The following is a 14,468-nucleotide window of genomic DNA, read 5'->3' on the forward strand; positions in this document are numbered from 1 at the left end:
CATGCGTTCCGTCCTGACCCGGCCCGCCCGCAGCGGCGCGGCGCTCCTCGCGACCGCCGCCCTCGCGGGGTCCCTCGTCGCCTGCTCGGAGGACGACGTGGTGACCAAGTTCGCGACCGCACTCTCGGGCCGCGACGCCGCCCACGCCGCCAACCTCACCTCCGATCCCGAGTCCGCCTCGACGGCGCTGCAGGCCACCTTCGACGGCATGGGCGACGCCACGCCGACCGTCTCCGCCGGCAAGGACGGTGAGGACCGGACGCTCACCTGGTCGTGGGCACTCCCGCGCAAGCACGGCGTGCGGTTCACCACCAAGGTCGCGGCGGGCGGCGGGAAGGTGACCTGGGCGCCGACCGTCGTGCATCCCGACGCGACGGCCGAGGGCGCGCGCCTGCTCTACGCCGACGAGAAGCCCTACACCACACCGGTCGTGGACCGGAAGAACGCGCCGTTCATGACCTGGCAGACGGTCACCGTCGTGAACCTGGACCCGGCGAAGGCCGCCTCCGCGGCCGACGCCCTCGCCACCCGGCTCGCCGCCGCCGACCCGTCGGTGACCGCCGCCGGTCTACGGAAGGCCGTGGAGGGCAAGGACTCCCCCACCGCGGTGATCTCGCTGCGCGCCGCGGACGCGAAGAAGGTCGGGAGGCTCACCGGGATCGACGGGGTGACCGTCCGGGAGGAGGGCCGCCTGCTGACCGCGGCGCCGGTGCTGCGCGCGCCCGTCGTCTCCGGGCTCGAAGAGCGGTGGCGCAGCGCCGTCGACGCCGCGGCCGGCGCCTCGGTCACCGTCGTCGACGGAGAGGGGAAGCCACTGCGGCTCGTCGACTCGTTCCCCGCCGCGCCGGTGCAGCCGGTCCGCACGACGCTCGACGCCGGGCTGCAGCGCGCAGCCAACGCCGCCGTCGCCGGGGAGAAGCGCGCGACGATGCTCGTCGCGATCCGCCCGTCCACCGGCGGGATCCTCGCGGTGGCGCAGAACGCCGCGGCCGACAAGCAGGGCCCCGTCGCGCTGACGGGCCTCTACGCGCCGGGCTCGACCTTCAAGACCATCACCACCGCCGCCGCGCTGGACGCGAAGATCACCACGCCCGACGCACAGCTCGCCTGCCCCGGCCGCGCGACCTTCGGCGACCGCACGATCCCCAACGAGAACGAGTTCGCGCTCGGGACCGTGCCGCTGCACACCGCGTTCGCGAAGTCCTGCAACACCACGATGGCGGGGCTCGGCACCAAGCTCGGCGACACCGCCCTCACGGATACGGCGAAGCGGTTCGGGCTGGGCGTCGACTTCACGCTCCCCGGGATCACGACGGTGACCGGCTCCGTCCCCGCCGCCCGCACGCCCGCGGAGCGCGTGGAGGAGTCCATCGGCCAGGGCCGGGTCACCGCCTCACCCTTCGGGCTCGCGGTCGTCGAGGCCTCCCTCGCCGCCCGCAACACGGTCCGGCCCTCGCTGTTCGACGGTGAGCCCGCCCCCGCGAACACGCAGCCCCAGCCGATCGACCCGGGCGTCGCGGACGCGCTGCGCGCCGCGATGCGGGAGACCGTGACCTCCGGGACGGCGACCGCCCTGCGCGACATCGAGGGCCTCGGCGGCAAGACCGGTACCGCGGAGTTCGGCGACAACACCCACGCGCACGGCTGGTTCGCCGGCATCGTCGGCGACCTCGCCTTCGCGACCCTCGTGGTCTCCGGCGAAAGCTCCGCCCCCGCCGTGGCCGTGAGCGGCGCCTTCCTCCGCGGCGCGGGCGGCGATCTCCCCTGATCCGGCTGTGCGATCGCAGCCCGCATTGCTAGTCTGAAACTCATATTCGCGAAGAAGGGGTTTCTCATGGCACACCGACGCACGCGCGGCAGCCGCGCGCTGGCCACCGGCCTCGCCGCGTTCGGCCTGGTCTCGGCGACCTTCGTCGCCCCGATCTCGGTCGGCACCGCGAACGCGCTCGAGCCGTGCCCCCAGGGGCAGACACCGTTCTGGAACGGCAAGAACTGCGCCATGCAGCTGTGCACGCCGCCCTACAACCCGACGTTCCCGCCGTGCACCATGCCGATCCCGACCGCTCCCCCCGCGGCCGTGCCGACGGCGCCCGCGGCTCCGGGAGCCATCCCCGGCATGCCGTGACCTAGTATCGGCCCGTGTTCGTCAAGGTGTGTGGGCTGCGGACGCCCGAGACCGTGGACGCCGCGGTGGAGGCGGGCGCCGACGCTGTGGGCTTCGTCTTCGCCCCCGGCAGCGTCCGGCTGATCTCCGCCGACGGTGCCGCTCCCCTCGTCGCGCGCGTGCCGGACGGCGTCGAGACCGTCGGGGTCTTCCGCCGCCAGCCGATCGACGAGGTTCTGCTGCTGGCCCGCGAGGCCGGCGTCGGCACGATCCAGTTGCACGGCGACGAGCCCGAGGACCACTTCGCGCGCGCCGCCGAGGCCGGCTTCCGCACCATCCGCGCGATCTCCGCCGCCCGCTTCACCGCCGCGGGCCACGCGGGCGACGAGCGCCTGCTCATCGACGCGACGGTGCCCGGTTCCGGCACGACGTTCTCCCCCGCGGACCTGCCGGTTCCGCCCACCGTCGACTGGCTGCTCGCCGGCGGCCTGCGCCCGGACAACGTGGCCGGGCTGATCGCCGCCTTCGGGCCGTCGGGCGTGGACGTCTCCAGCGGCGTCGAGTCGGCGCCCGGCGTGAAGGACCCCGCGCTGATCCGCGCGTTCCTCGCCGCCGCCCGGGCCTGACCTGCGGTTCCCGCGCCGAAGGCCTCCCCTACGGGGAGTAGTATTCCGCGTGTGTTCCGCCGCCCCGCCAGCCCCGAAGCCACGGTCCGTGGCGCGGCGGTGGGCGCGGTCTCCTTCGCGGCGAGCCTGACCGCGCATGCGTTCGCCATGCGCGGCAGCGGTTCCACGACGCCCGGCCATTCGATGCCCGGGCACGACATGTCCGCCATGACGGGGCACGCCGCGCCCGCGCACGCCATGGGCGGGCACGCGATGCATTCGATGCCCGGGATGGACATGTCGGCGATGGACATGTCGGCAGCCGCTCCGGCACCGTCGATCCCGGTGACCGCGGTGCTGCTGCTCGCCGCCGCCTGTGTCGCCCTGGGCGTGGTCGCGGCGCGCCCCCGGACGGCCGGGCCGCGGGCGGTCGCCGCGCTGCTACTGCTCGGCCAGGGCGCGGGCCACCTCGCCCTCGGCCTGACGATGGGGCACCTCGCCCTGAGCCCGACGATGGCCGCCGCGCACCTCGTGGCCGCGGTCCTCGCGGGCGCCGTCATCGCCGGGGCGGAGCACGCGCTGCGCGTCGCGCTGGCGACGCTCACTCCCCTGACCCCGACCTGGCGGGACCGTGCACGCACCGTCGTCGCCCCGGTCTGGACCTTCCGCGCCGTCCCGCTCCCCGTGCTCGCGCGGCACGGAGCGCTGCGCGCACCGCCCGCCTGACACCCCACACCCCCTTCGTCATCCGCCCGGATCGGCCGTCGCCGCCCGGGCTCCCCGCGCGTACGCGCACAACCTCGTGAGGTGTCCTCATGTCAGTGACCGATTCGGCGGCCGAGAACGCGCCGCCGACCGAACCCTCTCCGCCCGCCGCGCCCGTCCGGGCGCGGGCCGGGTGGCGCGCCGCGATCCTGCGGCTGCACTTCTACGCGGGCCTGCTCGTGGGCCCGTTCCTGCTCATCGCGGCGATCAGCGGCGGCCTCTACGCCGCCGCACCGACCGTCGAGAAGTTCGTCTACGCCGATCAGATCGAGGCACGCACCGACGGTCCCGCCCGGCCGCTGGCCGAGCAGGTCGCCGCGGCGCAGGCGGCCCGGCCCGGCCTCCCGGTGACGGCGGTGCGGACCGGCGACGGCCCCGGGCTCACCACCCGCGTGCTGTTCGACGACCCGTCGCTCGCCGCCGACGGCCGCCAGCTCGCCGTCTACGTCGACCCCGCGTCGGCGCAGGTGCAGGGCGCGCTGCCGGTGTACGGCTCCGTCGAAGCTCTGCCGATCCGGTTCTGGATCGACCGGCTGCACGTCGACCTGCACCTCGGCGACGTGGGCCGCTTCTACAGCGAGCTCGCCGCGTCGTGGCTCTGGGTCGTCGCGCTCGGCGGCTTCTACCTGTGGTGGCGGCACCGCCGCGGGAATCCGCGGCGCATGCTGGCCTACGACCGCAGGGCCAAGGGCCGGGGCGGCCGGATGAGCCGGCACGCCGCCATCGGCACGTGGCTGCTGCTCGGCCTGCTGTTCTTCTCCGCCACCGGCCTGACCTGGTCGAAGTACGCGGGCGAGAACATCGGCCAGCTGCGCACGGAGCTGGGGTGGACCAAGCCCGCGCTCTCGACGTCGCTCACACCGGGCGGCGAGCACGGCGGGGGCGGCGAGCACGCCGATCACCAGATGCCCGCCGCCGCACCGGCGATCGCGCCCGAGGTCGCGGAGCAGACCCGGGCGCGGAACATCGCGGTGCTGGACCGGGCCGTCACGGAGGCCGCGTCCCGCGGCGTCGACGGTGCCGTCCAGGTCTCGATCCCGACGGATCCGAACGTCGCGATCACCGTGGCGCAGACCCGGCAGCCGTGGCGGATGGGGATCGATTCCGCCACCGTCGATCCGGCCACCGGTCAGGTCATCACGGTGCTCGCCTTCGCGTCGTGGCCGCTGCTGGCGAAGGCGACGGAGCTGCTCATCAACACCCACATGGGCTGGCAGTTCGGTCTGCTCAACCAGATCGTATTGGTTGCGTTCGCAGCGCTTCTCGCGACGGTGATCGTGCGCGGCTACCTGATGTGGTGGCAGCGGCGACCGAAACGCGGCGGGCTCCCGACGCCGCCGGCGCGGGGAGCGATCCGGAAGGTCGAACCGTCGCACGCGATTCCGGCGATTCTGGGCATCGCCTTCCTCGGCTGGTTCCTGCCGGTGTTCGGCGTGTCCCTGCTGGCGTTCGTGGTTCTCGATCTTGCGATAGGCGTGGCTAAGAGGGGTAGGGCTAACCTAAGAAATAGCCCCTGACCTGCGCAAAGGGTCGCCTTGCCTGCGTTGCGCGATCGCTGGAACGGTTCTAGAGTCGGGTCCATGAAGCTCACGGATGCACTCGAAGAGAAGTTCAACGATCAGATCACGCTCGAGTTCGAGGCCTCGCTGGTCTACCGCCAGTTGGCCATCGAGATGGAGATCCGGGACCTGCCGGGCATCGCTGCGTGGCTGCGCCATCAGGCCGACGAGGAGATCGTCCACGCCAACAAGTGGATCGATCACCTCTCGGACCGCGACAACCACCCGAAGATCGGCGCCTCCGCCGCCCCGAAGGTGGACGTGAAGACCGTCCTCGACGTCTTCAACGTCGCGCTGGAGCACGAGCGCCGCGTGTCGGACTCGATCCGCGACCTGTACCGGGCCGCGAACGACGACATCGACTCCAAGAGCCTCATCCAGTGGTTCGTCAACGAGCAGGTCGAGGAGGAGGCCACCGTCAGCGAGATCGTCGGTCGCCTCAAGCTCATCGACGGTGACGGCCCCGGCCTCCTGCGCCTCGACGAGGAGCTGGGTTCGCGCCCGACGCGCACCACCGAGGCCTGATCAAGCCACCTATTGCAGCCCGGGAAACGGGGCCCTCCATCACGGAGGGCCCCGTTTTTCGTTCGCACCCCTTTCTTTCCGTGGCCGCTCGTGCTAATTTTTGACCATGCGGCCAGAAAACGAACCGAGCGGCCAGAGGTCGTTCATCGAGGAGGCCCGGCGCCGGCAGATCATCGCGGCGGCGGCGGAGGTCCTCGCCGACGAGGGGTACGGCCGCGCCACCCTGGCCCGCATCGCGCGGCAGGCCGGCATCTCGAAAGGCGTGATCTCCTACCACTTCGACGGCAAGGACGACCTGATGCGCCAGGTCGTGATCCACCTGTTCGTGGCCGGGGCGGAATTCATGGGGCCCCGGCTCGCCGAGCAGCACACGGCCACCGACATCCTGCGCACCTACATCGCCACCAACCTCGAGTACATCAAGGCGGAGCGCCGATTCCTCGGCGCCATGGTCGAAGTGGTCCTCAACCTGCGTGATCCGGACGGCACCCCCGCCTTCAGCCCGAGTGACGGCGAGAAGGAGATGCTCGCTCCGCTCGCCGAGATCCTGCGCGGTGGCCAGGAATCCGGCGAGTTCTCCTCCGATTTCGACGCGACGATCATGGCCCGCCTGATCCGCGACGCGATCGACGGGGCCGCCGGCCGCGCCGCCCGCGATCCCGACCTCGACCTCGATACCCACGCGGAGCAGATGGTCCGCGTCTTCCTCGCTGCGGTGCAGCCCTCGCCGTACGAGTCCTCTCCCCTCGCACCGTCGGAGGACACCGATGACTGAGACCACGTCCGCCCCCGCCGACCGCCTCGACACCGCCGAGCCCGCGCCCGTCGCGTGGGTCGCCCTCGTACCGATCCTGCTGCTGAGCGGGATCGCCGCCGCCTTCGGCGCGAGCAGGTACCACCTGTTCGGCGACGAGCTGTACTTCATCGCCGCCGGCCACCACCTGTCGGTCAGCTACGCCGACCAGGGACCGATCCTGCCGCTGCTGGCGCTCCTCGGCGACGCCCTACCGGGCGACTCGCTCGTGCTGTTCCGGCTCCCCTCGATCCTCATCACGCTCGCGGGGATCCTCCTGTCGGCCTTGATCGCCCGCGAGCTCGGCGGCGGCCGCTTCGCGCAGGCCCTGACCGCGGGCGCGTACGCGACGTCCACCTTCCTGCTGCTGCAGTCCTCGCTGCTCGCCACCAACGCCATCGACACCCCGCTGTGGGTGGCGATCACGTGGCTGGTGGTGCGCTGGGTCCGCACGCGGCAGGACTGGCTGTTGTTCGCGGCGGGCGTGGTGACCGCGATCGACATGCAGGTCAAGTGGCTGATCCCCGTGTTCTGGGTGTGCGCGATCGCCGCCTCGCTGGTCTGGGGCCCAAGGGATCTCGTGCGCCGACCCGCGCTGTGGCTGGGCGGGGCGTTCACCGTGGTCACCATGATCCCCGCGCTGCTGTGGCAGGCGGACCGCGGCTGGCCGTACCTCCAGCTCACCGATCAGGTCGCCGAGGAGAGCCAGTACGCGGGCGGGCGCATCGGCTTCGTCCCGATCATGCTGCTCACCGCGGGCGTACTCGGCGCGCTCCTGCTCCTCTTCGGCCTCTACGCCCTCATGCGGTCGGATCGCCTCCGGCCGTACCGGTTCCTGGCGCCCGCGTTCGTGCTCCTGGTGATCGTCTTCATCGTCACCGCCGGCCGGCCGTACTACCCCGGCGGCATGCTGCCCGTGATCATCGCGGCCGGAGCCGTCGCGTTCGAGGCGCTCCCCAGGCCGACGCTGAAGATGGCCTTCACCGCGCCGCTGTCGATCCTGGCGGCCGGGTCCATCGTCGTGAGCCTGCCGCTCACCCCGGAATCCGAGATCGAGCCGGCGAAGTCCGTGATGGACGCCGGTATGCAGATCTCCGTCTACGGCCAGTTCGGCTGGCCCGAGCTGACCCGCGCCGTCGAGCAGTCGATCGCGGATCTACCGGAGGGCGAGCGGCCGCAGGCGATCGTCGCCAGTTCCTACTGGCAGGCCTCCGCCCTGGAGTACTACGGACACGGCCTGCCCCCGGTGTTCAGCCCGAGCCGCGGCTACGGCTTCTTCGGCGAACCCGCGGATTCGGCGACGACGGTACTCCGCGTCATCAACTCCGACGCCGAGCTGCAGGACGACATGTGCGACCGCGCCCGCACGCTACGGCGGTTCGACTACCCGATCGGCTTCCCCACCGCGTCGACCGGCGTGGACATCCGGCTCTGCCACCCGCGGGCGCCGTGGTCGTCACTGTGGCCGGAGCTACGGCGCATGTGAGCCGGCGGGCGGGTCGGCCCAGTCGGCCCGCCCGGCACCGTCAGACGAGCTGGTCCAGCGCGATCTCGAATGCGGTGGCCGCCACCGACGTCGAGCTCGCAGACCGCCCGTGGCAACGCTCGAGCGCGGCGCCGATCGTCCGCGAGACGTCACCGAAGATCGCCTCGTCGGAGACCTCGACCTCGCCCTCCATGAGCATCGCGAAGGCGCGGGCCATGCCGCAGTTCGCGATGAAGTCGGGGATCACGGCGACCCGCAGGTCGGCGTGCTCGTACACCGGCCCGTAGAAGATCTCGGGGTCGGCGAAGGGCACGTTGGCGCCCGACGCGACCACCTCGAGGCCGGCGCCGATCATCGCGTCGACCTGCTCGCGCGTGACGAGACGCGAGGCGGCGCAGGGCAGGAAGACCTCCGCGCCGACCGACCAGATCCGTTCCGCGGCCTCGTCGAAGGGCAGCAGATCATCCGCGCACAGCTGGTTGCCGCGCTTCGCGAGGAACAGGTCGGTCACCTCGTCGGCGCTGATCCCCTCCGGCCGGATCAGGCCGCCGTCGCGGTCCAGGATCCCGACGATGCGCGCCCCCGCGTGCGCCGCGTAGAAGGCCGCGGCCGCACCGACGTTGCCCCAGCCCTGCACGATCACCCGCTTGCCCGCGAGCGATCCCCCGTAGACGCGGTAGAAGTGCCGCACCGATTCCGCGACGCCCCAGCCCGTGATGAGATCGGAGACGCTGTAGCGACGCCCGTGATCGGGCGTGAACCGCGGGTCCTCGACGATCTTCGCGACGCCGAGCCGCAGCTGCCCGACGCGCTGCACGTGATCGCGCCCGCCGGCGGCGAAGTGGCCGTTCACGACGCCCTCCTGCGGATGCCACAGGCCGTAGCTCTCGGTGATCGGCACGACCTCCGACTTCTCGTCGACGTTGAGATCGCCGCCGGTGCCGTAGTAGGCCTTGAGCAGCGGCGTGACCGCCTTGAACCAGCGCCGCAGCACCTCGTCCTTGCGCGGGTCGGTCGGATCGAAGTCGATACCCGACTTCGCGCCGCCGATCGCCGGCCCGGCGACGGTGAACTTGACCTCCATGGTCTTGGCGAGCGATTCGACCTCGCGGCGGTCCAGGCCCCGGCGCATGCGCGTGCCGCCGCCGGCAGCGCCGCCGCGCAGGGAGTTGATGACGGTCCAGCCGCGCGCGGAGGTCTCGGGGTCGTGCCATTCGAAGACCACCTCGGGCGCCTTCGCTTCGAACCGGGTGAGCAGCTGCTTCATGTCGCTCCTGAGGACTGCGGGGTGCCGATGTGAACGGCATCACTGTGGAACCCGTCGCCCGTCGCGGGCAACGATCCGCCGGGCGATCGCACAGAATGCCCACCGGTTGCACAGCCCCGGGGCGGGGACCTGTGCAATCTGCTCAGCCGCGGTAACGCGGCGAGCGGGACACGGGCCGCGCGTCCAGCGTCCGCAGCAGCGGCATCGCCCGGAAGGGCACGATCTCGGAGAGCACGACGATGCTGATCGACCGCGCGACCAGCGGGGACCGCCCGATGCGGAGCAGGGTCTCCTGCAGGCCCTGGTGCGAAGCGGCAGCCACGCGGCACAGCACGTCGCTCCCGCCGGTGGTGGCGAAGGCCTCCAGGACGTTCGGGATGGCGGCCAGTTCCTCGGCGACGGCGCTGAGCTCGCCCTGCGCCGTCTCGAGTTGGACGAAGCACTGCACCCCGAAGCCGGCGGCCGCGACGTCGAGGTGCGGCTGATAGCCCGCGATGACGCCCGCCCCTTCCAGCTTCTTCAGCCGGGCCTGCACCGTCGCGCGCGCGACCCCGACGCGGCGAGACGTCTCGAGCACCCCGATCTGCGGGTCGCGATGGAGCGAGTCGAGGAGCGCGAAGTCGACGTCGTCCAGTGTCACGGGATCCAGCATGCGCGGTCTTTCTAGTCGATCTGACTACATCATCCGCCGTACAGGCGGTCGTTCGGGACAGTGTGGGCAGCCGGACCTGTCTCTGTTGTCACCGACCCACCCCGGAGCCATATTCGTGATGCACGTTACATCCGGCCCGGAAGGTGAACGACCATGACGACGAAGACCGCGCCCGAGCAGACCTCCCTCGAGCAGACCCTGACCGACGAGGAGAAGCTCGCCGGCCTCGGCGCCGACCAGCTGCAGCAGCTCGTCGGGCTCGTCTCCTACGACGCCACGCGCGACGCTTTCCCGGTCAACGGCTGGGACGCGATCGTCTTCGTCGTGGGCAACGCCACGCAGACCGCGCACTACTACCAGTCCGTGTGGGGCATGGAGCTCGTGGCGTACCGCGGCCCGGAGCAGGGCGCGCGCGACCACAAGGCGTACGTCCTGCGGTCCGGCTCCATCCGGTTCGTCGTCCAGGGCGCCGTCAGCCCCGACAGCCCCCTCGTCCAGCACCACGCCCGGCACGGCGACGGCGTCGTCGACATCGCGCTCGAGGTCCCCGACGTCGACCGGTGCATCGCGCACGCCCGGGCCTCCGGCGCGACGGTGCTCGAGGAGCCCCACGACGTGACCGACGAGCACGGCACCGTGCGCATCGGCGCGATCGCGACGTACGGCGAGACGCGCCACACCCTGGTGCAGCGGGTGGTCGGCGGGGAGCGGTACGACGGGCCCTACCTGCCCGGCTACGTGCCCGCCACCAGCACCTTCCGCAAGCGGGACGGCGCACCGAAGCGCATCTTCCAGGCCCTCGACCACATCGTCGGCAACGTCGAGCTCGGCCGGATGGACGAGTGGGTCGGCTTCTACAACCGCGTCATGGGCTTCACGAACATGGCCGAGTTCATCGGCGACGACATCGCCACCGACTACTCCGCGCTCATGTCGAAGGTGGTCGCGAACGGCAACCACCGGGTGAAGTTCCCGCTCAACGAGCCGGCGATCGCCGCGAAGCGCTCGCAGATCGACGAGTACCTCGAGTTCTACGGCGGCCCCGGCGCGCAGCACCTCGCCGTCGCCACGAACGACATCCTCGCCGCGGTCGACGCCCTGCGCGCCGAGGGCGTGGAGTTCCTGAACACCCCCGACGCCTACTACGACGATCCGGAGCTGCGGGCGCGGATCGGGCAGGTCCGCGTCCCCGTCGAGGAGCTGCGCTCGCGCGGGATCCTGGTCGACCGCGACGAGGACGGCTACCTGCTGCAGATCTTCACCAAGCCGCTGGGCGACCGGCCCACCGTGTTCTTCGAGATCATCGAGCGCCACGGCTCGCTCGGCTTCGGCAAGGGGAACTTCAAGGCCCTGTTCGAGGCCACCGAGCGCGAGCAGGACCGCCGCGGCAACCTCTGACGCGCCACCGGAACGAGGAGGAATCCCATGGCCTACTACCGCAGCGTCGGAGCGATCCCGCCAAAGCGCCACACCCAGTTCCGGCGCGACAGTGGGGAGCTCCACTACGAGGAGCTGGTCGGCGAGGAGGGCTTCTCGTCCGACTCGTCCCTGCTCTACCACCGCGGCATCCCGTCGGCGATCACCTCCGCCGAGCCGTGGGAGCCGGGCGACCTGAGCCTGACGCCCAACGCGCCGCTCCTGCCCCGGCACCTGCGCCTGCACGAGCTGTTCGACGACGACGCCCCCGCCACGGACCCGGTCACCGGGCGGCGCCTGGTGCTGGGCAACGCGGACGTGCGGATCTCCTACGTGGTGGCCTCGAATCCGTCGCCGCTGTACCGCAACGCGATCGGCGACGAGTGCGTGTTCGTCGAGGACGGTTCCGGCGTCGTCGAGACGGTGTTCGGCGCCCTCGACTTCCGCGCCGGCGACTACGTCCTCCTGCCCCGCGCCACCACCCACCGCTGGGTTCCCACGGCGGGAACCACGGTGCGCGCCTATGTGATCGAGGCGTGCGGCGGGGGCGGCGGGCACATCGCGCCGCCGAAGCGGTACCTGTCGCGGTACGGCCAGCTGCTCGAGCAGGCGCCGTACTGCGAGCGGGACCTGCACGGCCCGTCGGAGCCTTTGCTGCGCGAGGCCACCGACGTGGAGCTGCTGGTCAAACATCGCGGCGCCGCGGGCGCGACGGGCACGCGCTACGTGCTGCCCACGCACCCGTTCGACGTCGTCGGGTGGGACGGGTGCCTGTACCCCTACACGTTCAACGTCGCGGACTTCGAGCCGATCACGGGGCGGGTGCACCAGCCGCCGCCGGTGCACCAGGTCTTCGAGGGGTCGGGCTTCGTGGTCTGCAACTTCGTGCCGCGCAAGGTCGACTACCACCCGCTGTCCATCCCGGTGCCGTACTACCACTCGAACGTCGACTCCGACGAGGTCATGTTCTACGTCGCCGGTGACTACGAGGCGCGCAAGGGCACCGGGATCGGTCCGGGTTCGATCTCGCTGCATCCGGGCGGCCACGCGCACGGCCCGCAGCCGGGCGCGATGGAGGGCAGCATCGGCATGGAGCGGTTCGACGAGCTCGCCGTCATGGTCGACACCTTCGCCCCCCTGCAGCTGGGCGAAGGCGCCCGGGCCGTGGACGACGGTGTCTACTACCGCAGTTGGTCCCGATGAGCCGGCTCCTCGCGGCATTCGTCGACGACGCCGGCCTGTTCCCACCGACGGCGCTGCCGATGGGCGAGGCGCTCGCGCGGCACCGGCGCGACCTCGCCGGAGGCGATCCGATGCTCACGCACCGGTTCCTCTGCCCGGTCGGGCGGATCGACGAGCTGCGCGCCGGGCTCGCCGACACCGACCGGATCGCGCTGGTCCTCGTCGCACCCGCGGGCACACCCGGCGGTGCGCTCACGTCCGCTGCGGCGACCGTGGACGCCGACCCCCGCCTGCGGCTCGCGGTCGTGGAGTTCGCCTGCGCTCCCGACGATCTGGACGCGGCACTCCCTGCCGCGACCGCGCTCGCGGCGCCGGTCTTCGTCGAGGCGCCCGACCGGGCGGACACGCCGCGCCTCGCCGCCGCGCTCGCCGGACGCGGTGCGGGACTGAAGATCCGGTGCGGCGGCGTCCGCGCCGCCCTGTTCCCCCGTCCCGACGAAGTCGCGGGCGCGCTCGTCGCGGCCGCCGCGGCGGGCGTCCCGGTCAAGGCGACGGCCGGACTGCATCACGCCGTGCGGCACCGGGATCCGATCACCGGGTTCACCCACCACGGCTTCCTCAACCTGGTGCTGGCCGCCGCGCGTACCGCGGCCGGCGCCGCGCCCGGAGCCGTGGCCGCCGCGATGGCGAGCACCGACGGCCCCGCCCTCGCCGCCGAGGCCCTGAACCTCCCGCCCGACGGTGCCGCGGCGACCCGGCGGCTCCTGCGCGCCTACGGCTCCTGCAGCACCGCGACCCCGACCGCCGAGGCCGCCGCACTCGGCCTCGCCCCCGCACCCCTGACCGAAGGACAGCGAACGTGACCACCACCTGGGCGCCCGTGCCCGCCGGCTCCGGCTTCGGCGTCGAGAACCTGCCCTACGGCGTCTTCCGTCCCGCCGACGACGCACCCCGCGTGGGCGTGCGCATCGGCGATCACGTGCTCGACCTCGCCGCGGCGCTCCGCGATCCGGTCTTCGCGGCACCGTCGCTGAACGGCTTCCTGGCCCGCGGCCGAGCGGACTGGCGCCGGGTGCGCGCCGAGATCGTCGCGCTGCTCACCGATCCGTCCCGCGCGGCCGAGGGCACCGCCGCCCTGCACCCCGTCGCGGAGGTCACGCTGCAGCTACCCTTCGAGGTGGCCGACTACGTGGACTTCTACGCCAGCGAGCACCACGCCACCAACCTGGGCCGCCTGTTCCGACCGGATTCCGCTGCGCTGCTGCCGAACTGGAAGCATCTGCCCGTCGGCTACCACGGCCGCGCGGGCACCGTCGTCGCCTCGGGGACGCCCGTCGTGCGGCCGGCCGGGCAGCGGAAGGCACCGTCGGACGAGGCCCCCGTGTTCGGCCCGTCCGTGCGGCTGGACATCGAGGCGGAACTCGGCTTCGTCGTCGGCGCGGGCAGCGACGCCGGGACGCCCGTGGGTACCGGCGGTTTCGCCGACCACGTCTTCGGCGTCTGCATCGTCAACGACTGGTCGGCCCGCGACATCCAGGCGTGGGAGTACGTACCGCTCGGCCCGTTCCTCGGGAAGAGCTTCGCGACGTCGATCTCGCCGTGGATCGTGCCGCTGGAGGCCCTGCAGGCCGCGCGGATCGCCGTACCCGCGCAGTCCCCGGAGCCGCTCCCCCACCTGCGCGACGTCGAGGACTGGGGCCTGGACGTCGAGCTGGAGGTCGAGCTCAACGGCGAGACCGTGTCCCGCCCGCCCTATGCGCCGATGTACTGGTCGCCCGCGCAGATGCTGGCGCACATGACTTCGAACGGCGCGCGGCTGCGCACCGGCGACCTGTTCGCGTCCGGCACGATCTCGGGTCCCGAGCGCGGTCAGCGCGGCTCGTTCATCGAGCTCACGTGGAACGGCGCCGAGCCGCTGCGCCTCGCCGACGGCTCCGCGCGCACCTTCCTCGCGGACGGTGACGTGGTCACCCTCCGCGCCACCGCGCCGGCGTGCGGCGGCGGCCGCATCGACTTCGGCGAGGTGACGGGGCGGATCGCCCCGACGCCCGCCTGACCCCGGGGGAACGACGAACGGCCCGCGGAGTCCCCTCCACGGGCCGTTCGTTCCGTTC

At 72.3% G+C, this 14,468-nt stretch carries 14 protein-coding genes; 12 read left to right on the forward strand and 2 right to left on the reverse strand.

Annotated elements, in window-relative coordinates:
- The first annotated feature begins 1 nt into the window (after position 1).
- The 8 genes from BLW32_RS25795 to BLW32_RS25830 all read left to right on the forward strand — a co-directional run bounded on the left by BLW32_RS25795 (position 2) and on the right by BLW32_RS25830 (position 7,837).
- Entirely contained in the window at positions 2-1,768 is a 1,767-nt protein-coding gene (locus tag BLW32_RS25795) for a penicillin-binding transpeptidase domain-containing protein (RefSeq protein ID WP_068742387.1), read from the forward strand.
- 66 nt (positions 1,769-1,834) lie between these two features.
- Entirely contained in the window at positions 1,835-2,125 is a 291-nt protein-coding gene (locus tag BLW32_RS25800) for a hypothetical protein (RefSeq protein WP_068742388.1), read from the forward strand.
- 14 nt (positions 2,126-2,139) lie between these two features.
- Entirely contained in the window at positions 2,140-2,730 is a 591-nt protein-coding gene (locus BLW32_RS25805; RefSeq protein WP_068742389.1) for a phosphoribosylanthranilate isomerase, read from the forward strand.
- Between the two features lie 51 nt (positions 2,731-2,781).
- Positions 2,782-3,435: a hypothetical protein gene (locus tag BLW32_RS25810; protein ID WP_068742390.1), complete on the forward strand. Its 654-nt coding sequence runs from the start codon at positions 2,782-2,784 to the stop codon at positions 3,433-3,435.
- Between the two features lie 89 nt (positions 3,436-3,524).
- Positions 3,525-4,991, forward strand: coding sequence for a PepSY-associated TM helix domain-containing protein (locus BLW32_RS25815; RefSeq protein WP_068627297.1), 1,467 nt, complete (start codon positions 3,525-3,527; stop codon positions 4,989-4,991).
- A gap of 63 nt (positions 4,992-5,054) precedes the next feature.
- Positions 5,055-5,558 carry a ferritin gene (locus BLW32_RS25820; protein ID WP_068525967.1) on the forward strand — a complete coding sequence of 168 codons (504 nt, stop codon included), beginning with the start codon at positions 5,055-5,057 and terminating at the stop codon, positions 5,556-5,558.
- Positions 5,559-5,664: 106 nt separating this feature from the next.
- Positions 5,665-6,333: a TetR/AcrR family transcriptional regulator gene (locus BLW32_RS25825; protein ID WP_068742391.1), complete on the forward strand. Its 669-nt coding sequence runs from the start codon at positions 5,665-5,667 to the stop codon at positions 6,331-6,333.
- Positions 6,326-7,837, forward strand: a complete 1,512-nt coding sequence (locus tag BLW32_RS25830) for an ArnT family glycosyltransferase (protein WP_068525969.1) — start codon at positions 6,326-6,328, stop codon at positions 7,835-7,837. Before BLW32_RS25825 ends, BLW32_RS25830 begins: the two co-directional genes overlap by 8 nt.
- Positions 7,838-7,877: 40 nt before the next feature.
- On the opposite strand, the gene BLW32_RS25835 is transcribed toward BLW32_RS25830, so the two are convergent.
- Both BLW32_RS25835 and BLW32_RS25840 read right to left on the reverse strand, forming a co-directional pair.
- On the reverse strand, positions 7,878-9,104 hold the full coding sequence (locus BLW32_RS25835) for a Glu/Leu/Phe/Val dehydrogenase dimerization domain-containing protein (RefSeq protein WP_068742392.1): 1,227 nt from the start codon (positions 9,102-9,104) through the stop codon (positions 7,878-7,880).
- A 142-nt stretch (positions 9,105-9,246) separates the two neighbouring features.
- Positions 9,247-9,756: an Lrp/AsnC family transcriptional regulator gene (locus tag BLW32_RS25840; RefSeq protein ID WP_068525971.1), complete on the reverse strand. Its 510-nt coding sequence runs from the start codon at positions 9,754-9,756 to the stop codon at positions 9,247-9,249.
- A 153-nt stretch (positions 9,757-9,909) separates the two neighbouring features.
- Between BLW32_RS25840 and hppD the strand changes: the two genes are divergently transcribed.
- Genes hppD through fahA form a run of 4 tightly spaced genes read left to right on the forward strand, consistent with a single transcriptional unit; the run spans position 9,910 to position 14,410 of the window.
- Positions 9,910-11,154 (forward strand): 4-hydroxyphenylpyruvate dioxygenase, encoded by a 1,245-nt coding sequence (gene hppD, locus BLW32_RS25845; protein WP_068742393.1) that lies wholly within the window; start codon positions 9,910-9,912, stop codon positions 11,152-11,154.
- A 27-nt stretch (positions 11,155-11,181) separates the two neighbouring features.
- Positions 11,182-12,375: a homogentisate 1,2-dioxygenase gene (locus BLW32_RS25850; protein ID WP_068742394.1), complete on the forward strand. Its 1,194-nt coding sequence runs from the start codon at positions 11,182-11,184 to the stop codon at positions 12,373-12,375.
- Positions 12,372-13,217, forward strand: a complete 846-nt coding sequence (locus BLW32_RS25855; RefSeq protein WP_068742395.1) for a hypothetical protein — start codon at positions 12,372-12,374, stop codon at positions 13,215-13,217. The genes BLW32_RS25850 and BLW32_RS25855 overlap by 4 nt, the downstream gene beginning before the upstream one ends.
- Positions 13,214-14,410 (forward strand): fumarylacetoacetase, encoded by a 1,197-nt coding sequence (fahA, locus tag BLW32_RS25860; RefSeq protein WP_068742396.1) that lies wholly within the window; start codon positions 13,214-13,216, stop codon positions 14,408-14,410. The genes BLW32_RS25855 and fahA overlap by 4 nt, the downstream gene beginning before the upstream one ends.
- Positions 14,411-14,468 lie beyond the last annotated feature (58 nt).

Source organism: Tsukamurella tyrosinosolvens, assembly GCF_900104775.1.
Classification (GTDB): Bacteria; Actinomycetota; Actinomycetes; order Mycobacteriales; family Mycobacteriaceae; genus Tsukamurella; species Tsukamurella tyrosinosolvens.